Origin of the sequence: Rahnella aceris, assembly GCF_011684115.1 — a bacterium.
GTDB lineage: Bacteria > Pseudomonadota > Gammaproteobacteria > Enterobacterales > Enterobacteriaceae > Rahnella > Rahnella aceris.
In genome coordinates this window covers 314,659-339,226 of record NZ_JAADJV010000003.1, presented here as the reverse complement: position 1 = coordinate 339,226, position 24,568 = coordinate 314,659, and the positions used below count along the sequence as shown (strand labels likewise).

General features: G+C 53.1%; 18 protein-coding genes. 8 read left to right on the top strand and 10 right to left on the bottom strand.

Annotated elements, in window-relative coordinates; translation table 11 throughout:
• The first annotated feature begins 108 nt into the window (after positions 1–108).
• Complete coding sequence (locus GW591_RS17005; protein ID WP_013577760.1) at positions 109–594, top strand: RrF2 family transcriptional regulator; 486 nt, start codon at positions 109–111, stop codon at positions 592–594.
• 103 nt (positions 595–697) lie between these two features.
• On the opposite strand, the gene GW591_RS17000 is transcribed toward GW591_RS17005, so the two are convergent.
• Positions 698–3,850 carry an efflux RND transporter permease subunit gene (locus GW591_RS17000; RefSeq protein ID WP_013577759.1) on the bottom strand — a complete coding sequence of 1,051 codons (3,153 nt, stop codon included), beginning with the start codon at positions 3,848–3,850 and terminating at the stop codon, positions 698–700.
• A 16-nt stretch (positions 3,851–3,866) separates the two neighbouring features.
• A complete protein-coding gene (locus tag GW591_RS16995; RefSeq protein ID WP_223509661.1) occupies positions 3,867–5,003 on the bottom strand; it encodes an efflux RND transporter periplasmic adaptor subunit in 1,137 nt (378 codons plus the stop codon).
• A gap of 443 nt (positions 5,004–5,446) precedes the next feature.
• Between GW591_RS16995 and GW591_RS16990 the strand changes: the two genes are divergently transcribed.
• The 3 genes from GW591_RS16990 (at position 5,447) to GW591_RS16980 (ending at position 7,668) form a co-directional block, all read left to right on the top strand.
• Positions 5,447–5,803: a helix-turn-helix domain-containing protein gene (locus tag GW591_RS16990; RefSeq protein ID WP_013577757.1), complete on the top strand. Its 357-nt coding sequence runs from the start codon at positions 5,447–5,449 to the stop codon at positions 5,801–5,803.
• Positions 5,804–6,199: 396 nt separating this feature from the next.
• Positions 6,200–6,961 (top strand): 2-dehydro-3-deoxy-D-gluconate 5-dehydrogenase KduD, encoded by a 762-nt coding sequence (kduD, locus tag GW591_RS16985; RefSeq protein WP_166861051.1) that lies wholly within the window; start codon positions 6,200–6,202, stop codon positions 6,959–6,961.
• Between the two features lie 68 nt (positions 6,962–7,029).
• Entirely contained in the window at positions 7,030–7,668 is a 639-nt protein-coding gene (locus tag GW591_RS16980; RefSeq protein WP_013577754.1) for an RpiB/LacA/LacB family sugar-phosphate isomerase, read from the top strand.
• Positions 7,669–7,736: 68 nt separating this feature from the next.
• Here the strand turns inward: GW591_RS16980 and GW591_RS16975 are convergent, their stop codons facing one another.
• Both GW591_RS16975 and GW591_RS16970 read right to left on the bottom strand, forming a co-directional pair.
• Positions 7,737–8,057: a cupin domain-containing protein gene (locus tag GW591_RS16975; protein ID WP_013577753.1), complete on the bottom strand. Its 321-nt coding sequence runs from the start codon at positions 8,055–8,057 to the stop codon at positions 7,737–7,739.
• Between the two features lie 3 nt (positions 8,058–8,060).
• Positions 8,061–9,242 (bottom strand): oligogalacturonate lyase family protein, encoded by a 1,182-nt coding sequence (locus GW591_RS16970; RefSeq protein WP_013577752.1) that lies wholly within the window; start codon positions 9,240–9,242, stop codon positions 8,061–8,063.
• Between the two features lie 292 nt (positions 9,243–9,534).
• Here GW591_RS16970 and proP point away from each other — a divergent pair, with 292 nt between their 5' ends.
• Together proP and amyA are read left to right on the top strand one after the other, a co-directional pair.
• The gene (proP, locus tag GW591_RS16965) at positions 9,535–11,037 is read left to right on the top strand and encodes a glycine betaine/L-proline transporter ProP (RefSeq protein WP_013577751.1); all 1,503 of its coding nucleotides are present in this window, start codon (positions 9,535–9,537) and stop codon (positions 11,035–11,037) included.
• Positions 11,038–11,159: 122 nt separating this feature from the next.
• On the top strand, positions 11,160–12,641 hold the full coding sequence (gene amyA / locus GW591_RS16960) for an alpha-amylase (protein ID WP_153375346.1): 1,482 nt from the start codon (positions 11,160–11,162) through the stop codon (positions 12,639–12,641).
• A 32-nt stretch (positions 12,642–12,673) separates the two neighbouring features.
• Here the strand turns inward: amyA and GW591_RS16955 are convergent, their stop codons facing one another.
• Genes GW591_RS16955 through GW591_RS16945 form a run of 3 tightly spaced genes read right to left on the bottom strand, consistent with a single transcriptional unit; the run spans position 12,674 to position 16,308 of the window.
• Positions 12,674–14,017 (bottom strand): hypothetical protein, encoded by a 1,344-nt coding sequence (locus GW591_RS16955; RefSeq protein ID WP_318645857.1) that lies wholly within the window; start codon positions 14,015–14,017, stop codon positions 12,674–12,676.
• A gap of 28 nt (positions 14,018–14,045) precedes the next feature.
• Positions 14,046–14,618 carry a J domain-containing protein gene (locus GW591_RS16950; protein ID WP_119262279.1) on the bottom strand — a complete coding sequence of 191 codons (573 nt, stop codon included), beginning with the start codon at positions 14,616–14,618 and terminating at the stop codon, positions 14,046–14,048.
• A 4-nt stretch (positions 14,619–14,622) separates the two neighbouring features.
• The gene (locus GW591_RS16945; RefSeq protein WP_013577747.1) at positions 14,623–16,308 is read right to left on the bottom strand and encodes an Hsp70 family protein; all 1,686 of its coding nucleotides are present in this window, start codon (positions 16,306–16,308) and stop codon (positions 14,623–14,625) included.
• 201 nt (positions 16,309–16,509) lie between these two features.
• Here GW591_RS16945 and GW591_RS16940 point away from each other — a divergent pair, with 201 nt between their 5' ends.
• Positions 16,510–17,121 carry a TetR/AcrR family transcriptional regulator gene (locus GW591_RS16940; RefSeq protein ID WP_166861047.1) on the top strand — a complete coding sequence of 204 codons (612 nt, stop codon included), beginning with the start codon at positions 16,510–16,512 and terminating at the stop codon, positions 17,119–17,121.
• 113 nt (positions 17,122–17,234) lie between these two features.
• On the top strand, positions 17,235–17,915 hold the full coding sequence (locus GW591_RS16935; protein WP_166861045.1) for a type 1 glutamine amidotransferase domain-containing protein: 681 nt from the start codon (positions 17,235–17,237) through the stop codon (positions 17,913–17,915).
• Between the two features lie 64 nt (positions 17,916–17,979).
• Here GW591_RS16935 and fbaB read toward each other — a convergent pair whose 3' ends face one another.
• The 3 genes from fbaB to GW591_RS16920 form a co-directional block, all read right to left on the bottom strand.
• Entirely contained in the window at positions 17,980–19,029 is a 1,050-nt protein-coding gene (gene fbaB / locus GW591_RS16930) for a class I fructose-bisphosphate aldolase (RefSeq protein WP_112151362.1), read from the bottom strand.
• A gap of 193 nt (positions 19,030–19,222) precedes the next feature.
• The gene (locus GW591_RS16925; protein WP_191996263.1) at positions 19,223–21,598 is read right to left on the bottom strand and encodes a virulence factor SrfC family protein; all 2,376 of its coding nucleotides are present in this window, start codon (positions 21,596–21,598) and stop codon (positions 19,223–19,225) included.
• A complete protein-coding gene (locus GW591_RS16920; RefSeq protein WP_166861043.1) occupies positions 21,595–24,567 on the bottom strand; it encodes a virulence factor SrfB in 2,973 nt (990 codons plus the stop codon). The genes GW591_RS16925 and GW591_RS16920 overlap by 4 nt, the downstream gene beginning before the upstream one ends.
• Position 24,568: the final 1 nt, after the last annotated feature.

Below are 24,568 nucleotides of genomic sequence, written 5' to 3'. Positions count from 1 at the left end.
CCTTCAATAATGCAACAGTGTTTGTTATATTATTGACCAGATCACGTATAGGGGATTTCCTCTGTGATACGGTGCTTCACCTAAGACTTGGTTTCTCAGGACAATGACATGTTAGATTATCGCTTTCCGACAGCTATGCAGATGGTGTTTTGTATCGCTCAGTCCCAAAAGGCTGGCCAGCGCTGCACCAGTGCGATTTTAGCAACGGGTCTGGAAGCCAACTCCAGTTTTATCCGCAAACTGATGGTGCCACTGACTCAGCATGGCATTATCGTCTCCACACTTGGTCGCACCGGCTCGATTACACTTGGCCGTCCGGCGGAAGAAATCACACTTCGTGATATTTATTGCGCGGTGATTGAAGATAAACGTCTGTGGGCAGCGCGCCCGGACGTGCCCGCCCGCTGTGTGGTCAGCGCCAATGCCTGCACCTATTTCAAAAACATTGTCAGCGAAGCCGAAGAAGCGTCGTTTCAGGTGTTAGCCCGTCATACCGTTGCGGATGCCCTGGCTGAGTTTGAACGCGGTGGCAAATACAAATGTACCAAAGATTTAGCGGCGCAAAACCCAGAAGATTCGCTCTGTTTGAAATAGAGCGCTGATACGCAAGACGCTGCGCACCGCTCTCAATAAAGCATATAAAAAAAAGCCGGGAGATCATTCTCCCGGCTTTTTGCATTCTGTTGATCTTAACGTTTTACACCGTTTGCGTTTCTAAAACGACTTTCTTACGCGTCACCAGCTTGCGCAGTGCGACGTAGAAAACAGGGGTCAGGAACAACCCGAACAACGTCACACCCAGCATACCGGAGAATACGGTAATACCGGTGACACCGCGCACTTCCGCACCCGCGCCGTGACCCAGAATCAACGGGATAGTCCCGGCGATAAACGCAATCGAGGTCATGACGATAGGGCGCAGACGCAGACGGCATGCCTCAAGCGCGGATTCGATAATCCCTTTACCTTGCAGTTCAAGCTCGCGGGCGAACTCAACAATCAGAATCGCGTTCTTACATGCCAGTCCCATCAGCACCACCAGTCCGACCTGTACAAACACGTTGTTGTCGCCACCGGTCAGCCACACGCCAAACAGGGCCGATAGCATGGTCATTGGCACAATCAGGATTACCGCCAGCGGCAGCGTCCAGCTCTCATACAGGGCGGCCAGCACCAGAAACGCCAGTAACACGGACATCGGGAACACAATCAGTGCAGCATTGCCTTGTGTGGATTGCTGATAGCTCAGGTCGGTCCATTCGATATTCATGCCGTTCGGTAACAGGTTTTTCGACATTGCAGTCAGCTCGGTCATTGCCTGCGTCGAAGAAAGCACGCGGGGATCAGCGTCACCGATTAAATCTGCTGCCGGATAGCCGTTATAGCGGATCACCGGATCGGGACCGTAAGTGGTGGTGATATTCAGCATACTGCCGATTGGCACCATTTCACCTTTATCGTTACGGGTACGCAGATTGGCAATGTCTTCCACGGTGTCACGGAACTGGCCATCGGCCTGTGCCATTACTTTCCAGGTACGTCCGAACCGGTTGAAATCATTGATATAGGACGAGCCGAGATACACCTGCAGCGTACTGAACAGTTCGTCCAGCGATACGCCCTGCGCCTTGGCTTTATCACGGTCAATATGCGCGTCCAACTGCGGCACGTTAGCCTGATATGAAGAAATCGGATACCCCATTCCCGGCGTTTGCATGATAGCGCCGGACATGGTGTTAATCGCGGTTTGCAATGCACCGTAACCCAGCCCTGCACGATCCTGTATATACAGAGAATAACCTGATCCCTGACCCAATCCGAGGATCGGCGGCGGCATAATGGAGAAGGCGAACCCTTCCTGGATCTGCGAAATCTTGGCGTTGATTTCCGCATTAATCTCCGCCGCTGTACGGGTACGTTCGCTCAGTGGTTTCAACGCGAAGAACACCGTACCGGTATTCGGCGTATTGGTGAACTGCAAAGCGTTCAACCCGGGGAACGCCACCGCATCAATTACGCCATCAGTACTTAACCCCATTGCGCTGATTTTGCGGATCACCGCATCAGTGCGGGATAAGGACGCGCCTTCCGGCATTTTCACGCCCGCGATCAGATACAGTTTATCCTGCGTCGGGATAAAGCCCCCCGGCACGGCTTTGAACATAAAGGCCGCCGCACACAACAGCAGAATGTAAACCACAAATACCGCGCCACGACGCCCAAGTGTTTTAGACACTGCATTCTGATAACGGTGTGAACTGGCATTAAAGAACCGGTTGAACGGTCGGAAAATCCAGCCGAACAGGCGGTCGATAAGCCGCGACGGCATGTCTTTCGGTGCACCGTGCGATTTAAGCAGCAATGCCGCAAGAGCAGGGGACAACGTCAGTGAGTTGATGGCCGAGATCACGGTTGAAATGGCGATGGTCACCGCAAACTGCTTGTAGAACTGACCGGTCACGCCCGACAAAAACGCCATCGGCACGAACACCGCACACAGCACCAGCGCGATAGCCACTATCGGCCCTGAAACTTCCCGCATCGCCTGGTGCGCAGCGTCCCTTGGCGCGAGTCCCTCCTCGATGTTTCGCTCGACGTTTTCCACCACCACAATGGCATCATCGACCACTATCCCTATCGCCAGCACCAGCCCGAACAGACTGAGTGTGTTAAGCGAAAATCCGAGCAAATACAGAATGCTGAATGTCCCGATCACAGATATGGGTACCGCCAGCAAAGGAATGATCGACGCGCGCCAGGTTTGCAGGAACAGAATAACCACCAGCACGACCAGCACGACGGCTTCCAGCAATGTGTGAACCACCGCACTGATGGAATCACGGACAAACACCGTCGGGTCGTACGGCGCACGCCAGGTCATGCCTTCCGGGAACCGGGTTGCCAGTTCATCCATTTTGGCTCGCACCGCGTCTGACAAATCGATCGCATTCGCGCCAGGCGACTGGAAGATACCGATCCCGACTGCATCTTTATTATTAAGTTGCGCGCGCAGGGCATAACTGCCGGACCCCATTTCGATACGCGCCACATCACGAAGACGGACAATTTCGCCATTATCACCGCTTTTCAGGATGATTTTGCCGAACTCATCTTCATCTTTCAGACGACCCTGGGCATTGATGGAAAGCAGATAATCACTGTCTTTCGGCATCGGTTCTGCGCCCAGCTGACCGGCAGACACCTGTACGTTCTGTTCCTGCATTGCCTTCACAATGTCAGAAGCCGTCAGACCCCGCGCCGCGACTTTGTTCGGATCCAGCCACACGCGCATGGCATATTCGCCTGCACCGAAAATCTGGATCTGCCCGACACCCGGCAAACGTGCCAGCTCGTCTTTCACCTTCAGCGTGGCGTAGTTGCTCAGATACAGCGAATCATATTTACCCGAAGGTGACACCAGATGCACCACCAGCGTCAACGTTGGCGATTGTTTCTGCGTGGTCACGCCCTGACGGCGGACATCTTCAGGCAGACGGGCTTCGGCCTGGGCCACACGGTTTTGCACCTGAACCTGTGCCTGATCCGGATCGGTTCCCGGACGGAAAGTGACTGTCGTCACCAGCACACCATCAGAACCGGCCACGGATTTCATGTACACCATGTTTTCAACACCGTTGATCGCTTCTTCCAGCGGCGTCGCCACGGTTTCAGCAATCACTTTCGGGTTAGCACCCGGATATTCAGCGCGAACCTGCACGCTTGGCGGTACCACGTTCGGGTATTCGCTGACCGGCAGCAGGGGAATGGCAATCGCCCCGGTGACTAAAATCAGAATCGACAAGACGGCCGCAAAAATCGGCCTGTCGATGAAAAAGCGGGAAAAGTCCATGAGTCAGGATTCTCTTTTATTGAACGGCAGGAGCGGCTGGCGTGACAGTATTAGCCGCCATGCTGACGGTTTTGGCATTGACCGGCATGCCCGGCATGAACACTTTTTGTACGCCATCGATGATGACGCGATCGCCTGCTTCAAGGCCTTTCTGCACGATGCGTAAGCCGCCGTATATACGGCCAATTTCAACATCACGTCGCTGCGCCTTGCCGTCTTTATCCACCACATAAACGAATTTACGATCCTGATCGGTAAGGATGGCTTTATCGTCCACCAGCAGGGCGTTGAACTGTGCGCTGCCTGGCATTTGAACGCGGGCAAACAATCCCGGCGTAAATGTGCGGTCGCGGTTATCCAGCAGAGCACGCATGCGGATCGTGCCTGTGCCGGAGTTCAGCTGATTGTCAGTAAAATCGACGACGCCCTGATGCGGGTAGCCGTTTTCACCCACCAGCCCGACATGAACCGGTAAGCGACTTTGCGGGCTGTCATTGAATTTCCCTTCGCGGGCCTGCGCCTGATAGCGCAGGAACGTCCCTTCATCGACATCGAAATACACGTAGACCGTGTCGAGTGACACCACCGTGGTCAGTACACTGGCACTGTCGCCCGCTGTTACCAGATTGCCGGTCGTGATCATCGCACGGCTGGCGCGACCATCAATCGGGGAGATGACACGGGTGAAATCAAGATTCAACTGTGCCATGTCCAGCTGTGCCTGAGCTGCCAGCACATCTGACTGTGCCTGCGAAGCGGCCGAACGACGTTGCTCCGCAGCTTCTTTCGACACAGCCAGCGAACCGATCAGCGCTTCCGTACGGGCGGATTCACTTCTCGCCAGACTGGCCTGATTGCGCGCACGCACCAGTTCAGCCTGCGCCTGTTCCTGCGCGGCGCGGTAAGTGCGGTCGTCGATGGTGAACAGCACCTGACCCTTTTTCACTTCCTGACCTTCCTGATAATTCACTTTATCGATATAGCCGGACACGCGGGGGCGCAACTGAACACTTTGTACCGCTTCCACACGTCCGTTAAACGCATCCCACTGGCTGATTGGTTTGATTAACACATCTGCCGCGCTGACTTGCGGAGCAGGTGGTGCAGCATTTTGCGCCACGCTGTTGTCACACCCGGCGAGCAGGGCAACCATCAGCGCAACCCCTGAAAGGCGCAACGTCAAAGGCGTACCGCCGGAGCGGCCGCGTACAACAACCTGTGATTTTTGCAGGTTCATCATTATTTTTATTTCCAGTGAGTAAGTACTGCCAGGCAATACACCGGCCTGTCCGCCGGGTAACGTCCTTTGCCTGATCTGACTTTTTTGGGACTTGCGCCGTTCATCAGCACAATAATGTATCAAATATTGATACAATTGATTCGAGGGGATTGTAGGGATGCGCTTACTAAAGTGCAAGAATTACTGTTACACTTTCTGTGCTATTTTACAGAACGTTTACTTCGGGAAAGAGACTATCCGGTAACGGCCAATTAAATGCAATAGTAAAACTTGCATTTAATCGAAAACTGGGTCAACGTATTAAAAGACGAGTCGCCCTCGGGGGGCGCAAACAAAAAAGAAGCAGGAGACTTGCCATGAGAACCGAGGATTTCATTCACGACCTGATCGAGTGGATCGATCACAATCTGGAAGAACGTCTGGATATTAAAACTGTTGCCAAACGGGCAGGGTATTCCCGCTGGTATCTGCAGCGTATGTTTAAAGAGCACACCGGCTTGCCGATGGGTGAATACATTCGTGAGAAAAAACTGAAGAAATCTGCCGATATGCTGGCCAGTAGTGGCGAACCTATTGTCAGCGTTGCGATTTCTCTGGGCTTCGACTCACAGCAATCTTTCACCCGCAGTTTCAAACGCCAGTTTGGTCAGACTCCGGGCGACTGGCGTCGTGGTCTGAACCTGGCAACGGAATGTCAGGGCTGCCTGCACTAACGGTTGCCTCTGCTTAAGCTCTCCGCTTACCTGGTGAGCGTGTACCGCTGGCCCGGCTTCCCTGCCGGGCAGTGAGTTTTTCTCTCCCTCATAAACTTCCCTTTCCTCTCCAGAATTCCTCCAGATGATTAATTTCATCAGGCGCTTTGCTGCGCATTTTTCCTGTTTACAGCGTTCTGTTTCTGGCATTTGCCCGACCCCCTGCGTCAGGACGTGATCAACCCAACAAAAAACGACATCAAAGTTCACATAAATTGAAATGACGTTTCAATTTCTTGAGTTGCGGGAGTTTTATCGCTAAACTCCTTTTATCATTTCGGCGCCGGGCACAGCCCGACAACCAATAATCCTGCGGAAAAGCGTATTCGCCTCCGTTTTATGCATAAAGGAACCATCATGATTCTGGATAATTTCTCGCTTCAGGGAAAAGTCGCGGTAGTGACCGGTTGCGATACCGGTTTAGGTCAGGGTATGGCAATCGGCCTCGCCGAAGCCGGTTGTGACATTGTTGGGATCAACATTGTCGAGCCCACAGAAACTATCGAACGCGTTGGCGCAACAGGCCGCCGTTTCCTGAGCCTGACGGCTGATCTGAGCGACACGAAAGTCATTCCGGCGCTGCTCGAACGCGCTGTCGCAGAAATGGGACATCTGGATATTCTGGTCAATAACGCCGGGATCATCCGCCGTGAAGATGCCATCGAGTTCAGCGAAAAGAACTGGGATGATGTGATGAATCTGAACATCAAATCCGTGTTCTTCATGTCACAGGCTGTCGCGAAGCAATTTATTGCTCAGGGCAACGGCGGCAAAATCATTAATATCGCGTCGATGCTTTCCTATCAGGGCGGTATCCGCGTGCCTTCTTATACCGCATCGAAAAGCGCCGTCATGGGTGTGACTCGTCTGCTGGCCAATGAATGGGCGAAACACAACATCAACGTGAACGCGATTGCACCGGGTTATATGGCGACCAACAACACTCAGCAACTTCGTGCCGATGAAGCACGCAGCGAAGAGATTCTGGGGCGTATTCCTGCTGGCCGCTGGGGCTTGCCATCTGATCTGATGGGGCCGGTTGTGTTCCTGTCTTCACCGGCTTCCGACTATATCAATGGCTACACGATTGCCGTTGACGGCGGCTGGCTGGCGCGTTAATCACGCTAATTACTGACAAATATTCACCGACAGCAGCGGATCACACCGCTGCCCAAAGAGGAAATCTCATGAAAATTGCATTGATGATGGAAAACAGTCAGGCCGCTAAAAACGCGATCATCCTGAAAGAACTCAACGCCGTGGCATCGGAAAAAGAGTATCCGGTCTACAACGTGGGCATGTCTGACGAACAGGATCACCACCTGACATACATCCATCTGGGCATCATGGCCAGTATTCTGCTCAATTCTAAAGCTGTGGATTTTGTCGTTGCAGGCTGCGGCACCGGTCAGGGCGCACTGATGTCTCTGAACATTCACCCGGGCGTTAACTGCGGTTATTGCATTGATCCGGCGGATGCCTTCCTGTTCGCGCAAATCAACAACGGCAACGCCTTATCACTGCCATTCGCTAAAGGCTTCGGCTGGGGCGCTGAGCTGAACGTGCGTTTCATCTTTGAAAAGGCCTTTACCGGTGTGAAAGGAGAAGGCTATCCGGCTGACCGCAAAGAACCTCAGGTGCGCAACGCCGGTATTCTGAATCAGGTGAAAGCCGCAGTGGTAAAAGAAAACTATCTGGATACGCTGCGTGCTATCGATCCTGAACTGGTAAAAACCGCTGTCACCGGCGAACGTTTCCAGAAATGTTTCTTCGAAAACTGCCAGAACAAAGAGATCGAAACCTTTGTGCGTGAAATCCTCGCATAAGATTTTGTTTTCTGTGGGGTCAAAAAAACCGGTGCTCATGGCACCGGTTTTTTTATGATCAGAAAGAATTATAAAAAATCTTGTCGTTGCGGCGTGAACGTGTCGAGCAACACACCTTTTTCCAGACAGACGCAGCCGTGCATGATGTACGGTTTTTTATACAGCGTATCGCCTGCGCTTACTTCACGGGTTTCTTCACCGATCGTGAATTTAAAGCGACCGGACAACACATATGTCAGCTGTTCATGCACGTGGTTATGCATCGGTCCAATGGCGCCTTCTTCAAAATACACTTCAACGGCCATCATGGTGCCGTCATGCGCCAGAACGCGACGGCTCACACCGTCACCCAGATCCTGTAAGGGAATATCTTTTTTAAACGTAAACATCGGTTAGTCCTTGCGTAATGAACTGAGGAGGGCATCCGGGATTTCCGCCAGATACAGTGCCGGTAAGCCTTCGTAATCGGTGGTGAAAAGCACGTGACGGTCATCGGGCGAGAAAGATGGGTGCGGATGCGTCACCTGCCGGTCGCCATCAAGCACTTGCCATGAACTGTTATGCGCGGCCAGAGGAGCATGCTGACGGGTTTTGGCATCGAAAATATACAACCACGGATCGTTTTCAATCGTATGGCTGGCAGTATCTTTCACATCTACCGGCGTACCGGAACCGTCACCGACCAGCAGCGTACCATTCTCGTTGCTCATCAGATGCGAACAGGCCGGCATAGTCATCAGACAGACATCTTCACCAGTTTGCGGATCGAACCGGCGGATGTGGCGGTCATGCTGGCCTTTCAGATAAGACACATACATCAGCGCAGAACCGTCCGGTACCCAGAATTCATGTGTGCAGCTTTCGCCTGGCGCATGCTCTTTCACTTTACGCACATTGCTGCCGTCTTCATTCACCAGCCACATGCGTGCATCAACCAGATCGTGAGGGCCTTCGTGGCAGAAAGCGACGGTGTTGTCATCAAACGGGCGATAAATCGGGTGTCCGAGCCATTCGTTTTTCTCGTGGATCACACGGGATTTCCCGCTGAGTAAATCGACGCGCAACAGACGGCAGTGCGGATTGCTGTGATAAAACGCCTGGAAGATTTTCCAGTCTGACAGGGGCGTCCAGTCCTCACGACTGATCTCGATACCCACCAGACGGGTGCATTCGCTGTTGGCCACCCAGGTGCCGTAGCCAACCCATTCTTCCGGCACCTGATACACGGTGTGCTCACTAAAATCAGCCAGTTTTACGCGCTGCAGGCTACGTTCATTTTTGACGTAGTAAAGATACTGATCGTCCGGAGAGAGGAAACCGCCAAAAGTATTATCGCCTTTGCCTTCCGTCAGTTGCACCGCATTCTGTGTTTTCAAATCCAGCAGGTAATAGTTGCGGTTGCCGTCAAACTCACCGGCAAACAACAGTTTATTGCCATCACGGGTAAAGCATTTTTGATAGAAATAATTGCGATGACACAACACATCGGGCGGCGTTAAACGGGTTACCCGCGCACCGGTCTGAGGGTCCTGAACGGTATGGAAATTAAATTGAATCTGAGAACCTTTTGCCATGATTCACCCCACAAGTAGTTTGAAATCAGCCGGTGTTCTGGCTTCCCTTTCATTAATTAAAATGCAGTTTCATTAATTTGAAAACACATTACCACTTAGTGAGATAAAACGGCGTCGGGTGAAAACAAAAGTGCAAAGCTGATCACAAAACGGTTGGCTTTTGCCACAGCGTAAAACCATCCTATAATGATATAGCTTACTCAAATGCTATTGATACTCTGGATGATTAAAGAGTACGAACAAAATATCTCACGCTTACACGGTGGAGTATTTTAGAAAAGGGATGTAAAAGATGAGATTAAGAAAAAAACGTGTGAAACCTATGCAAATCAATGACATTACTATCATTGACGACACCAAACTGAAAAAAGCCATTACCGCCGCAGCACTGGGCAATGCGATGGAATGGTTTGATTTCGGTGTGTATGGATTTGTGGCCTTTGCTTTAGGGCAGGTGTTTTTCCCGGGTGCAGACCCGGGTATTCAAATGATTGCCGCCCTGGCAACCTTTTCCGTACCGTTCCTTGTCAGGCCTCTGGGCGGCCTGTTCTTCGGTGCGCTTGGCGACAAATTTGGTCGCCAGAAAGTCCTTTCCGTCACCATCATCATCATGTCCGTCAGCACCTTCTGTATCGGGCTGATACCCGGTTATAACTCCATCGGTATCTGGGCGCCCATTTTGCTGTTACTGGCAAAATTAGCGCAGGGTTTCTCGGTGGGTGGCGAATATACCGGTGCAGCGATTTTCGTTGCGGAATATTCTCCTGACAGGAAACGCGGCTTCCTCGGTAGCTGGCTGGATTTCGGTTCCATCGCCGGTTTTATTCTCGGTGCGGGCGTCGTGGTATTGATTTCCAGCATTGTGGGTGAGGCGAACTTCCTCGAATGGGGCTGGCGTATTCCGTTCTTCATCGCTGCGCCGCTGGGCCTGATCGGTATTTATCTGCGTCATGCGCTGGAAGAAACCCCGACATTCCAGCAGCACGTGGATAAAATCGACAGTGATGCACGCAAAGACATCGCTGAACCGCCAAGAGTCTCGTTCCGTGAAATCCTGACCAAGCAATGGCGGCCTCTGATTATCTGTGTCGGCATGGTGATTGCCACAAACGTCACCTACTACATGCTGCTGACCTACATGCCGAGCTATCTGTCCCACAGCCTGCATTACTCTGAAGATCACGGTGTGCTGATCATCATCGCCATCATGGTCGGTATGCTGTTTGTACAGCCATTCATGGGGATGCTGAGCGACCGCTTTGGCCGTAAGCCTTTCGTGATCATCGGCAGCATCGGCCTGTTCATTCTGGCTATCCCGTGCTTCATTCTGATTAACAGTGATGTGATAGGCCTGATTTTCTTAGGTCTGCTGATCCTCGCGGTGCTACTGAACTGCTTCATCGGTGTGATGGCGTCAACGTTACCGGCAATGTTCCCGACGCATATCCGTTACAGCGCGCTGGCGATTGCTTTCAACATTTCAGTACTGATTGCGGGTCTGACGCCCACGATCGCGGCGTGGCTGGTAGAAACAACCAATAACCTGTACATGCCCGCGTATTACCTGATGGTGGTGGCGATGATTGGTCTGGTGACCGGTATCTTTATGAAAGAAACCGCCAACCGTCCGCTGAAAGGCGCCACACCGGCGGCCTCAGACCGTGCGGAAGCGCGTGAAATCCTCCAGGAACATCACGATAACATCGAACAGAAAATTGAAGATATTGATGCGCAGATTGTTGAACTTGAAGCAAAAAGAAAAAATCTGATTGCTCAGCATCCTGATATCAACTGATTCCGTTTTCCAACATGCCCATAGCCGGTCACTTTGCTGACCGGCTTTTTTTTGCCTTTTACCGCATTTTTTTCGTTCCTGCTCCATACTTCATTTCCTGGTCATCTGAATGGAAAGTCTGTATGCAGAATCCTACGTTGTTTCAGTTCTTTCACTGGTATTACCCGGATGGGGGGAAGCTCTGGCCGGAGGTGGCCGAAAAAGCAGCCTGGCTGGCTGAGGTTGGCATTACCGCTGCCTGGCTCCCGCCCGCCTATAAAGGCGAATCCGGGGGATATTCGGTTGGCTATGACACATATGATTTGTTTGATCTGGGCGAGTTTGAACAGAAAGGCTCCCGGGCCACCAAATATGGCGACAAAGAGGGATTACTTGCGGCCATCGGCGCGCTGAAACAGCATAAGCTGGGCGTCATTCTTGACGTGGTGCTCAATCATAAAATGGGGGCGGATGAGAAAGAACGCGTGCAGGTTAACCGCGTTAACATTGATAACCGTGAAGAAATCAGTGATGACATCATTGAAGCGGAAGCGTGGACACGTTTCATTTTTGCCGCCCGTGAGGGCCGGTATTCGAAATTTATCTGGGATTTTCACTGCTTCAGCGGTGTCGACCATATTGAAAACCCGGATGAACAGGGCATTTTCAAAATCGTTAACGACTACACCGGCGGCGGCTGGAACGATCAGGTCGACGACGAGTTTGGCAATTACGATTATCTGATGGGAGCCAACGTCGATTTTCGCAATAACGCGGTCAGCGAGGAACTCAAATACTGGGGCCGCTGGATCATGGAACAAACGAACTGTACCGGTTTCCGTCTTGATGCAGTGAAACATATTCCGGCCTGGTTCTATAAAGAATGGATTGACCATATTCAGGCGGAAGCCGAACAGCCGATGTATCTGGTCGCGGAATACTGGTCATTCGATGTCCAGACGCTGCAAAATTACATCCATCAGGTGGAGGGCAAAACCATGCTGTTCGATGCGCCGTTGCAGCTGAATTTCCACCATGCTTCGAAGCAGGGAGCGGATTTTGACCTGACCACCATTTTTGATAACACCCTGGTTGCCGCCGATGCGGAGCATGCCGTGACCCTGGTGGCCAATCACGACACGCAGCCGTTACAGTCTCTTGAAGCACCGGTTGAGCCGTGGTTCAAACCGCTGGCCTACGCGTTAATCCTGTTGCGGGAACAGGGCGTGCCGATCGTATTTTATCCGGATTTATTCGGCGCAAGTTACGAGGATGAAGGGGACGACGGTAACAATTACACGATTGAACTGCCTGCGATTGTGCCACTGGAAGCGCTGATCAGAGCCCGTCAGCGCTACGCATGGGGGGCACAAACCGATTATTTCGATCACCCGAACTGCATTGCGTTTTCACGCAGCGGCACCGCAGAACACCCGGGCTGCGTGGTGGTGATGTCCAACGGCGAAGCAGGTGAGAAAACGATTGATCTGGGCGACAACTTCGCCGGTAAAAAATGGCGGGACGTGCTGGAAAACCGCGAGGATATCATTACAACCGACGAGCAAGGCAGCGCGCAATTTTACTGCGCTGCCGGAAGCGTCAGTGTCTGGACTCTGGCAGAGTAAAACAACAGCGGGTGGATTAACCACCCGCAACCTTAACGGAAGCCGAAAGCAATCAGCAGGGAATACCCCCCCAGTAATGCGATAAACGCTACAGCTCTGACGATTCCGGCACTTTTTCCCATCAACTGCCGCGGCAGCATCGCCAATATGATAATCGCGTTTAACGGCACGCCGTACCATTTCCAGTGTTTTGGTGCCATCATCCAGAGCACGCAAAAACTGCTGGCACTGAGTACACCATAATTGGTGAATGCCATAACCATATTTCCTGCGTCAGGCTTAAACATCGTGAAGAAGCCCAGCATTATTTTCACCATAATCGCGGTCGAGAGCACCGACAACACACATTCTGTCGCGCATAACATACGCGGGCGGTAACGCAACTTTCGCTCCAGGTAACGGTAACCGTGAATATACAACCCGATAATCGCGATGAGTAAGATACGCGAGCGCCACGGCTCTGAATGCTCACGCGTCGTCAGCATGATCAACAAAAGCCAGAAGCCGTTCAGGAAAACAGTTCCCCAACTTAGCGCTACCCGGGTTTCAGACAGGGTTTTCAGCAGCACAGAATTTAAATAGGGTAATAACGCAGGGTGATACATTCTGATCTCTCTGAGTTTATTGCTCAGTGATGTCATAAAATCGGGCACCAGCTTTGCCCACCAGGGCACGCTTGCACCTTCAACCGTGAGTAACCGCAAGCGCAACCGATTCAGTGTTGAATCCTGATATGCACGTACCATCACCGACCAGTAACGTTTCGCACCAGTCATCTCAACCTGACGTTGCAGGGCCGCCAGCCTGTAAGGTGAGATGCCACCGGGCTGATAATGGTCGACATCCCAGCCCATAATGTCGGAGACCTTGATTAGAAGTGCGGAATATAACCCTTCACGATCACTTAATTGCGCTGCCAGTTCCTGACTGAACAATTCGTGCAGTTCAAGGTTTTGCAGCACATTGCTCTTGAGAAAAACATCCAGACGCTTAAGGCCGGCAGTTTCATCGTCCATCATTTCATCAGTAATTTCAGTTGCCTGTGAAATGATTTTTCGCCGTAGCGCAGTATCACGATAGGTTTCCTGCCTGATCTCATTGACGGGGTTAAACGGAGCAGGTTTTTGCAAAAAGGTCTGTGGGACAACCTCAGCAGATGGCTTATGTATTGTGACAACGTCACTGATTGTCGCGTCATTCCCCTGATTTTTCGCCGCATCAAAGGCTTCACGCAAACGTTGATACCCTTCCGGGTCCTGGTCCGGACGGGTATTTTTCAGCTGTCGGGCATAAGCCCGTTTAATCACGCTGAGATCCTGAGTGGGCTCAATGCCTAAAACTGACCAAATTCCCTGGCTGCTCATTCCATCGCCCACGTCATTAATCCTGAATTCAAAAGAAACATCAGTCTTCACCCCAGCGTGTACCGGAATCATCCCGGCAACGACTTCCGGCAGTATTTTCAATTTGCTGATGCAACGCATCAAGCTGACAAAGCGAAATCCCGACGGGCTGATAATGGTCAATTTCCCATCCCATCAGCGCGGCAACGTTCACCAGCACCGGGCGGGTCAGTCCTTCACGCTCCGCCAGATCCCACGCCAGCTGCTGACTGAACATTTCGCGCAACTGAAGATTTTGCAGCAATTCTTCTGACAGACAAACTTTCAGCAACGCCACGCCAGCCTGTTCATTTTCCAGCAGCAGGCTGACGGTATCGGATACCAGATGGTGGACCTGCGTCCGGCTGATTAATGCGTCATCAGTCATCGGCAAAAGGGGAGATGAATAAGTGACAGCGTCACTGGCATTCCACACATAATCGCCGCGCCGGGCTGATTCAAACGCTTCCCGCAGACGCTGATACGCTTCGGGATCCTGATCGGGTCGCGTGTTTTTGAGCTGCCGTGCATAGGCCCGCTTGATCGCGCTGATGTCCTGCGTGGCTTCTATCCCCAAAACTGACCAGATCGCCATCGGGTTATTCCCACTCACTGCGCAGATGCACCAGCAGCGCCTCAAATTCCTTACGCGCTGCCGCAATCTGCCGGGCATCCTGCGTGTCGAGCACATGTTCAAAGCGATACAGCTGAGCAGCGATAAACTGCCGCTGGTCGCCAAGGCTTTGTTCATAATACGCGTTGGCTTCTGCTACCAGCTGGCGGTTTACCAGTTGCTCACGGGGATGCTGTTTGATGTTTTCCAGTTTCAGCAGACTTGCGGTAATTTGCGCAGGTGTCAGGCTGCCCGGCGCTTTCTCAATCACCAGTTTTTCCACCTGTCCGGTGCTGGTGATTTTACATTCCACTTCCAGAATGCCGTCGAGCGTGTAAGTGAAACGCACCTCGGCGCTCATTTCACCTGCCGGGCGCGGAGGCACATCAACGGCCAGCGATCCGAGCAGTATATTGTCGGCGACCCGCCGTGCTTCACCCTGATAAATGGACAGATTCAGGTACTTTTGCTGATCGGAGATCGTGACAATCGTTTCCACGCGACTCACCGGTACAAAGCTGTTTCGCTCAATCAGCGGCAGAAAATGACCGTCTTCGTAGCCGTCGCCTTTAGGGCGGGAAATTCCGATGCCGAGCGTAAACGGCATCACATCGGTCAGCACGATGTCATCGAGCGCCTGATCCTGCAAGACCAGTCCGGCCTGAATACCGGCACCAAGCGCCACGGCTTCGTCCGGTTGTAACTCACTGCGTGGGAAGCGCCCGAACAGACGGGCCACCGCCTGACGCACCAGTGGCATTCGCGTTGCACCGCCCACCAGCACCACATGATCCACTTCATCGGCGGAGAACCTGGCATCGCGCAGCGCCTGAATCACCGGTTTTTTCATCCGCTCCAGCGTACTTTCACAGCATTGCGCCAGAATTTCAGTGGTCAGCGTCCAGTTCAGCGATCTGTCATTCCACTGGTATCTGAGTGGCGTGCTGTCTTGTGTGGTCAGCTGGCATTTCGCTTTTTCCGCCAGCGTAATCAACTGTCCGAAAAGGGCGTTATCGTCTTTATCCAGCTCCGGATACTGCGCCAGCATCCAGCCAGCAAGACTGCGGGTAAAATCATCGCCACCGAGGAACACGTCGCCGCTGCTGGCCCGCACTTCAATCACGCCTTCGAACATATCGATAATTGAAACGTCAAACGTGCCGCCCCCCAGATCGAACACCAGGAATTTCTGCTCCTGCTGATTCACCAGCCCGTAGGCCAGTGACGCCGCCGTCGGTTCATTGAGCAGACGTTCAACATGCAGTCCCGCCAGTTCACCGGCAGCCTTCACGGCCTTGCGCTGAATATCATTAAAATAAGCAGGAACGGTGATAATGGCGCGCTTCACCTCACAGCCACAATGTTGCTCAACATCCGCTTTCAGGCTGCGCAGCAGAAGGGCGGAGAGCTCTTCCGCACGAAAGTTTTGATGTCCAAGCCGGAACTGATGCTCCGTGCCCATGAAACGTTTAAAACTGGAAAGGGTGAGGTCAGGGTGGGTAAATAACCGCGCCTGTGCAGGCGCGCCGACCAGGACATGACCGTTATCATCGAGACCGATCACTGAGGGTGTCAGATTTTTTCCATAGACGTTAGGAACCAGAACGGACTGACCGTCTTGCCAGATGGCAACTGCGCAGTTTGAAGTGCCTAAATCTATTCCTATCAACATCCGTATCACCCCAGAAGCGTAAACTGTATATAACCGAAAGAACTTTCATCGGCCAAATTTACAGAAAGTTGAGGAGATTTTGTAGATTGCCGGATTTAATTCCTGACGAAAAACCGACATTTACCGGCACTGAGGAACAGTGGACATCAATTTTTTTCTTAACCACTAGACGACTGGTCTAATTCAATGTATTGTCAGCCCATGAACACGACAAAAGCATCTGACACAGGCAAAACTGACCAGCGTAAACACATTCTTGCTGTGGGGCAGTCCCTCATGGCGAAGAAAGGTTTCTCGGCAGTCGGCCTGAATGAAATTCTGACCACCGCGTCCGTACCGAAGGGGTCGTTTTATTACTACTTCACGTCGAAAGATGCATTTGGTGAGGAACTGCTGAAAAGCTATTTTCAGGATTACCTGTCTGCGATGGATGTTACCCTGGCCCAGCCGGGGCTGACGATGGCGCAGCGTCTGATGAATTACTGGCAGCAATGGCAGGAGAGTCAGTCATTTTACGACTGCCAGGGTAAATGCCTCGCCGTGAAACTGGGTGCCGAAGTGGCGGATCTTTCTGAACCGATGCGTCAGGCGCTGAATGACGGCACTTCCGGCATTATCAGCCGCATTGCCCGGGTGATTGAAACGGGAATTAAAGAAGGATCGATGGCCGTCAATGATGCGCCGCTGATTGCCGCACAAGGGCTGTATCAGTTGTGGCTCGGGTCAAGTGTGATGGTGAAAATTTTACGTAATACGCAACCTTTTGACGCCGCCATGACGATGACACAACAGATTATCCATCAGCCGCAGTAAGCTGATGCGTAACAAATGACACCTCACGTTGAGGTGTTTTTTTGAAAGTGATTACAAGACGACTGGTCTACTATATAAGTATCTCAACTGCTTCAACTACCTGGATAAACAACATGAAAATTCTGATGGTTCTGACTTCGCACGACAAACTGGGCAACACGGGCCGTAAAACGGGTTTCTGGCTGGAAGAGCTGGCAGCACCGTATTACGCTTTTAAAGATGCAGGCGCAGAAATTGTGCTGGCATCCCCGGCTGGCGGCCAGCCACCGCTGGATCCGAAAAGTAACGAGCCGGATTTCCAGACGCAGCAAACCCACCGCTTTGAAGCCGATGAACAGGCGAGGGCGCAACTGGCCTCCACCGTGCGTCTGGACAGCATTTCTCAGGCTGATTTTGATGCAGTCTTTTATCCGGGCGGTCATGGCCCGTTGTGGGATCTGGCGGAAGATACAACCTCCATTGAGCTGATCCAGTCATTCCAGGCTGCGGGTAAACACGTTGCGCTGGTGTGTCATGCGCCTGGCGTGCTGCGTCATGTGAAAGATGCACAGGGTAATCCGCTGGTACAGGGCAAAAAAGTCACCGGTTTCACCAACAGCGAAGAAGCGGCGGTTGAGCTGACCGACGTAGTGCCTTTCCTGGTGGAAGATGAACTGAAAGCACTGGGTGGTGTGTATTCGAAAGGCGCTGACTGGGGTTCTTACGTAGTGCAGGATGGTCTGCTGATCACCGGGCAGAATCCGGGTTCTTCCGCAGAAGCGGCAGAATTGTTAGTTCAGCAACTGAGCAAATAATCGAAACAAGTAAACATGGCCGGAAGGGCAATCTTCCGGCCTTTTTTATTGTGCAAAATCAGGATCAGGCAATCGTCACTTTCGTATCCAGGTACACATCCTGAACGGCATTAATCAAGCCCACGCCTTCTTTCATTGATTTCTTGAAGGCTTTACGCCCCAGAATCAGTCCCATCCCGCCAGCGCGTTTATTGATGACCGCTGTACGCACGGATTCCTGAATATCATTTTCACCTGCGGCACCGCCGGAATTAATCAATCCGGCCCGCCCCATGTAACAGTTCGCCAGCTGATAACGCACCAGATCAATCGGGTGCTCGGTCGTCAGTTTGGAATAGACGCGGTCATCGGTATAACCGAATTTAACCGCTTTGTAGCCACCATTATTTTCTGCCATTTTCTGTTTCACAATGTCTGCGCCGATGGTCGCTGCAAGATGGTTTGCCTGGCCGGTTAAGTCGGCGCTGGAATGGTAATCTTTGCCGTCTTTCACAAACGCCGGATTACGCAAATATGCCCACAACACTGTCACCATGCCCAGTTCATGCGCCCGCTCGAAAGCGGCTGAAATTTCTTCTATCTGGCGACGTGACTCTTCTGAGCCAAAATAAATGGTCGCGCCCACAGCCTGCGCACCGAGATTAAACGCCTGTTCCACACTGGCATACAGTGTCTGGTCATATTGTGTCGGATAACTCAGGGTTTCGTTGTGATTGAGTTTGACCAGGAACGGAATTTTATGGGCGTAGCGGCGTGAAACGGAAGCCAGTACGCCGTAAGTTGACGCTACGCAGTTACAGCCTGCCTCGATCGCCAGTTCAACAATATTTTTAGGATCGAAATACAACGGGTTCGCGGCAAACGAGGCGCCCGCAGAGTGTTCAACACCCTGATCGACCGGCAGAATCGACAGATAACCGGTACCGGCTAACCGTCCGGTGTTATACAAGTTTTGCATCGCAGCCAGTACGCGCGGCGAACGGTTATTGTCGATCATCACACGGTCAACAAAATCGGCGCCCGGCAGGTATAGCTGGTCTGAGGTGATGGTGGAACATTGATGCTGAAGAAGTGAATCGGCTTCTTTGCCTAACAACTTAGTGATATCAGTCATAATGGACTCCGTTTCTGCTCTGTGCGGGGCACAAAGCGGTGAATGATATTTTCTTACCCCACTAGGTATAGACGGATTACGCCGGGTTTGTGTGACTCATGCTGCGGTTATGTCTCTGTTTGACGTCAGCCACGCGCAGACACTCACTGTAAAAAAAAACCGGAACAGCATTGTGCGGTTCCGGTTTTTGATATTAGTTGTTGGCTTTCAGTGTATTGAGTAATCGCTCCAGACTTTCCCGCCGCTGCGCAGGGATTTCCCCGCCCGCCGCGTAACCGGCGTTGCGCATGATGCTTTCCTGCAAACCGACCAGCCAGTCGTAAATGTAAAACGCCGTGGAATTGGTCGGCGTGGCAGAAAGTTTTGTCAGGCGGCGGGATGACTTCCAGCTTGCAACGCTTTTCTTCGGCTTGGCAAAAATCTTATTGCCCTTATTGATACGGCTTTCCGGGCGTCCGGCTTCTGCTTGCTTCTCAAAGCCCAGCCAGGCAACAAAATCACCGAGCACCGTCAGGGCACGTGAAACCTGACGATCCGCATGATGCTCATGTTCACGCGTCCCCGCAGATAACGTACCACTGAGTGAACGTACCAGCGCATCGCCCATGTTCAGACGGAAACTGGCGGTGATCAACTCTTCCATCAGCAACTCGACTGTTGGCTTAGCCACGCCAAGCAGGGCGATCAGCGGTTCGTTTTCCGGCAGGCTGCGCAGATGGTTAATCCAGTAACGCTGTACCTGGCGCGCAAACGCCGTGCCGTCGTCCGGTTTTTCCTGCCAGACCTGCACGTCCTGCTGCTCAGCGAATAAATCGATATCAATACCAATACCAAAACTTTCCACGCCAGATTCATCCTGCTCGCCCGTTTCGGCCTGCTTACCGGCATGTTCGTGATAAATACGGTGCAGTTCGTCGCGGCCGGGCAGCAGTTTTTCCAGCAGCTCGCCGTGAACACCCGTGCGGGTTTGCAGCGCTTTAATGACGGTCTGCACCGTACGTTGCTTTTGTGCCGGATCGGCTTTGTCGCCCGCCTGATACCAGCGTCCGAGCAGGTTATCCGCCAGTTCACGACGCAGCTCGTCACGTATTTCGCTCAGACGGTTCAGCCTGATTTCCGGACGAATTTCAGCCGCCAGATAATCTGCCATACGTTGCAGACCGCGATCATCCATCGCCAGCAGCGCGCCCCAGGCATCACCCGGATTGCCCACATGACGCTGAACGGCCTCGTCGAAATGTGCCGATCCGCTCACGCGGCGATCGAACGGCGTGAATACCCACACCAGTCCCGGTTTGCGGCGGTCACGCACCTGCGTGTTTTCGCCGTGCATTTCTTTGACCCAGTATTCCAGCGTGCGGCCCACGGCAACCACGTCATCACGCACGTCAGCCGCCGTGCAAACCATCAGCATGTTCATTTCATGCCGGTCGGTATAACGCTCCGGCAGATAAGAAATTTTTGCGCGGAACAGATCGGAATATTCATCCTCACCGCTTTCATCAGTCAGCGCGCCATAACCCGGCAGATCCAGTAAATCGATCTGTTCGAACAGGACTTCGCGTGGTGGGGAAAGCAGGGGTATTTGCACTTCAGAGGCAAGCATGGTCAGCTCAGCCAGTGACAACGTCACAGATGGCCCGCTTTCATCTCCCCATTGCGGGCAAACCGGGATCTGAATATCCCAGCCGGGCGACTGACTGAAAATACCGTCTGCCGGTTGCATGGCGTCATCAACCAGAATGCTCAACGGTGCCAGCAGGCTTTCTGCACCGCTGAGGTGTTGCAGCGTGTGGGCATAGTGGCGATACGCTGCCGTCAGCGCAGGGTCGTTACCCCATAGCAGAGAGAACAGACGTGCGCGATCGTCGATGTTCAGATAAGGCGCGAGCTTCACCGCCACTGGCCAGTAATGTGCATTCAGATGGCGGAAACGGCGGGGATCGAGGCGAATCATGGAATCCCATAATCCCATAATCTGTTCGCTGGTAAAGCCGTCTACCGGCTCCGGCTGACGGTGCATCATCAGTTTACTGAGGTGCTCGGTGATTTGCTGTGTGTCCGCCACGGGGTAATGACTGTCCGGCTGGAAAGCGCGGATAACGATGCGGGCAAGATCGGCTTCATTGAGCAGCAGCACACGAACCGGAAATGCGCGATCCCTGACGTCTGCCTGACGGGTAAAACGGGTGGCGAAACGCGCCACACGGTTACCGGGGTTAATCTGGGTCAGATAATCGAGCGTGACACCCCCGAGACGAGTCTCCAGCCGTCCGTAATTACCGGCCGCCAGCGAACAAATCAGGTACGATTTCCCGGCCTGAGAATGCCCGTAAAAACCCAGTGCTGGCGGCAGTTCACAGGCCTGTGCCAGGCGCTGTGCTTTCTCGCGACAGCGTGTTAACTGCAAATTCAGCCGGTCGGCTTCCAGATCAAGACGCGGAGCTTCAGCGCGTGTGGCGTCGACCCAGCCCAGCGCCTCGCCGATGGTGTCAGATACCGCCGCAAACTGACGCTGCAAAACATTGGTGGTCAGACCGGCGTTTGTTTCTGTCGTGCTTGTTGTCATGAGACGAATACGCTCCCACTGTCGATCCAGTAATGGCTCTCGCCCAGTGTATTTAGCCGCAGGCGCAGGTGATGAGGAGGCACTTTGGTGCCGTTATCCAGCACCGCGCTGGCAATATCAAAAAATTCCGGCGTCGGATGATCTTCCCCTTTTTTCACCGCCAGTTTCACCCGCAGCACACTGTCACCCGCCACTTTACGCGCCAGTTCAGGTTCCGCGATGGACAGGGTATACAGCGGCGAGGCCGGCCAGCGGTCATTTTCCAGCTGGCGGAAGCCCAGACAAATGGCACCGCGAATGCGGAAACTGGCCGCACTATCGAGTTTGTAATCATGGGCATCAAGATCGATATCACCGTAACAAACGTTATCTTCAGTCAGCACCTGATTGCCGTCGAGCATACCGAGATAGCGCACGGTCGAATACGGCTGGAAATCACCGGCTTTGAAATAGAAGCCCGGCAGACGTAAATCCAGCGCCAGCAGACACAGCATTGCGCCGACGGCTGCTGTGGATTTCGGGTTGTCGATGCGCCCGAGTTTGTTAAACGGATACCAGCCGCTGGTGTGATAACCATCGAGTGACAGCATACGGTTGATCGGCAGCGGTTGCAGATGGCGGAACAACGCCTGAATGCCGGGGAAACGCGAAGGACGACCGGTCAGCAGCAACACATCGCAGTCATGCAACGACACCACTTCACACAGCGAACGCAGGTTCTGCGTAATGCTCATGCGGTTGGATAAAAACTCACTGTGCAGCTTGCTGAGTTTCAGTACCAGCGGTACCTGAAGAATATCAAATACCGCCGAACCGGCAGGCAGAACGCGCTGGATTTCGGTATGCAGATAATCCAGCACTTTCAGCGTCGGTGTCTGTTCCAGCAATTCACCGAATGGCGCATCAATTTCTGCGTGGGTATCCAGCGGATCAAAGCGTTCGTAAACTTCCAGCACTGACCGCGCCAGCGGGATAAAAATTTGCAGCGTACTTTGCTGACGCAAGGTGGCATGCCCGTCCATGCGCCCCTCGCTACCAAACAGGCGCGTCATCAGGCTGTCCGGGTTAGCCAGTCCGGCTTTCTTCAGCGCCGCATGTAACGCAGGTAAAATATAGAGCTGAATGACATCCAGCAGAATATCGTCGCCCGCCACTTTAAAGCCTTCGCGGAACAGCAAACGCGGGGTGATTTTGACATTATTCCCCATCCCGTCATCGAGCCAGTATTGCGTGATGGCCAGATCGGTCGTCCCGCCGCCGATGTCAATCGAGGCGATACGGAGGGTTTTGCCCACCGGTTCATCGTCGGCCAGTTCGCGGTCAGGACGCGCCATGCTGGCAAAAAACTCGCCGGTATGACCACCAAAATTCACCTGCGTTTCGTTGTAGAGATACACCATTTGGCCGCAGGTTGCTTCGTCCCATTCCATCTGCACATCCGGCACCGGCACGCTGCTTTTGGCTTTGTCGTTCTGGTTTTTAAACGCGTCGTCAGAGGGATGCCAGCCCATGGATTTCCACACCAGCCCGATGGCTTCCTGCATACGGCGGCGGAAAATTTCACGCTCCGGTTTCGGCATCGCCGAGGGCAGGGTCAGAATAATATTGCGTAACTGGCGCGGTGCGGAAGATCGCAGCATACGGGTGCGCTGCGCCGGGCTGTTAATTTGCATCAGCGCCTGCGCCAGCAGTTCCGACAGCATCAGCGTCATCACCGAGCTGCGGCTGTAATGGGCGGAGAACACCGGCAGGCGATCTTCCGCAGGCAGATCAGACAGCGGCTGACCGTCGTCATTGATCAGAAATGTCAGCGGCATGGCTGCAGCGACCGGCTCGGTAATCGCACCATGACCGCCCTGGCTGAAACGCCAGCCCGGCGTATAACTGTCTTCATCCCACAAATAACGGCGCGGGCTGGAAATCCCGGTCGATCCTTCCGTTCCTTCGCGCAACAGTGCCAGACGACTGGCTTCCCGACCGGCGCGTAAAATTGACGGCCAGATAAAGGCGTCATCACGGCCGCTTTCGACGGAGAAGTTCGGTTTACCAAAGCGAGCCTGGGCGAACTCCACCCGGCTCTCGAACAGTTCGTTATAGAGAAAATGCGGCTGAGAGAGGTCGCGCAGTTGCAGTTCGCAGGTTTGCTTCAGGCCATCGGTTTCGCCTGCATGGTCTTCCACCAGAATGCCGCAGGTGTGCGAGTTACCCACATCCAGAATCAGATCGACGTTAATCGCCGGTTCCTGCAACGTCGCGCCATTAATTTTCAGTTCAGGGATACCAAGCTGGCTGCCGAGCATTTCCAGCAGATTCAGATAATGTGCCTGATATTCGAATTCACGCAGGGCGACTTTAATATTGCGCGCTTCACGTTCCTCGCGGATAGCGGACTGCTCGGTGAACACTTCACGTAACCAGCCGTCCACCCAGGTCTGATCGAGGAAATCGGGCAGTTCTTCGTTATGCCATGCCAGCGCAAAGCTGATGCCGTTTTTGACGTCATCCGGTGTCGGTGCGAGCTGGGTTTGTTCGTCATCGCCTTCCACTACGCGGGTATCAAAGGCAATCACGACGCGGTGCGTGCTGCCATCCGCTTCCGGGGTATCCAGTTCACGGATTTGCACCCGCGCCCAGTTGTCGGGACCGGCCATAAAGGTGCGCGGCGGATTAAAGCGCAGGAACGGCAACGGCAGCCAGATCTGGTCAAGCAGTTTCAGCGACTGTTCCAGCGGGAAACTGAATTCAGGACGCACCACTTCCGGCGCACCGCCATCCACTCCCGGTAAAAAGTGACGACCATTTTGCGGGTTATAGTCGAGGCGCAATAACGGGCCGTTGGCGCTCTTGCGCACAAATTTGGCAGGCAGTCCGTCATCCCACACCGGCTTCAGCGCGAAGTCGAGGAACTGGATGCCGCTGTCGCGGATCAGGGTAATCTTTTGTTTAAAATCTGTAAGGGTTGCCAGCATG

Coding starts and splice junctions, on each gene's coding strand:
- fbaB (WP_112151362.1), bottom strand. CDS start 19,029: ATGACTGATATCACTAAGTTGTTAGGCAAAGAAGCCGATTCACTTCTT.
- amyA (WP_153375346.1), top strand. CDS start 11,160: ATGCAGAATCCTACGTTGTTTCAGTTCTTTCACTGGTATTACCCGGAT.
- GW591_RS16995 (WP_223509661.1), bottom strand. CDS start 5,003: ATGGTTGCCCTGCTCGCCGGGTGTGACAACAGCGTGGCGCAAAATGCT.
- GW591_RS16990 (WP_013577757.1), top strand. CDS start 5,447: ATGAGAACCGAGGATTTCATTCACGACCTGATCGAGTGGATCGATCAC.
- proP (WP_013577751.1), top strand. CDS start 9,535: ATGAGATTAAGAAAAAAACGTGTGAAACCTATGCAAATCAATGACATT.
- GW591_RS16975 (WP_013577753.1), bottom strand. CDS start 8,057: ATGTTTACGTTTAAAAAAGATATTCCCTTACAGGATCTGGGTGACGGT.
- GW591_RS16935 (WP_166861045.1), top strand. CDS start 17,235: ATGAAAATTCTGATGGTTCTGACTTCGCACGACAAACTGGGCAACACG.
- GW591_RS16920 (WP_166861043.1), bottom strand. CDS start 24,567: ATGCTGGCAACCCTTACAGATTTTAAACAAAAGATTACCCTGATCCGC.
- GW591_RS17005 (WP_013577760.1), top strand. CDS start 109: ATGTTAGATTATCGCTTTCCGACAGCTATGCAGATGGTGTTTTGTATC.
- GW591_RS16940 (WP_166861047.1), top strand. CDS start 16,510: ATGAACACGACAAAAGCATCTGACACAGGCAAAACTGACCAGCGTAAA.
- GW591_RS16970 (WP_013577752.1), bottom strand. CDS start 9,242: ATGGCAAAAGGTTCTCAGATTCAATTTAATTTCCATACCGTTCAGGAC.
- GW591_RS16980 (WP_013577754.1), top strand. CDS start 7,030: ATGAAAATTGCATTGATGATGGAAAACAGTCAGGCCGCTAAAAACGCG.
- GW591_RS16950 (WP_119262279.1), bottom strand. CDS start 14,618: ATGGCGATCTGGTCAGTTTTGGGGATAGAAGCCACGCAGGACATCAGC.
- kduD (WP_166861051.1), top strand. CDS start 6,200: ATGATTCTGGATAATTTCTCGCTTCAGGGAAAAGTCGCGGTAGTGACC.
- GW591_RS17000 (WP_013577759.1), bottom strand. CDS start 3,850: ATGGACTTTTCCCGCTTTTTCATCGACAGGCCGATTTTTGCGGCCGTC.
- GW591_RS16945 (WP_013577747.1), bottom strand. CDS start 16,308: ATGTTGATAGGAATAGATTTAGGCACTTCAAACTGCGCAGTTGCCATC.
- GW591_RS16925 (WP_191996263.1), bottom strand. CDS start 21,598: ATGACAACAAGCACGACAGAAACAAACGCCGGTCTGACCACCAATGTT.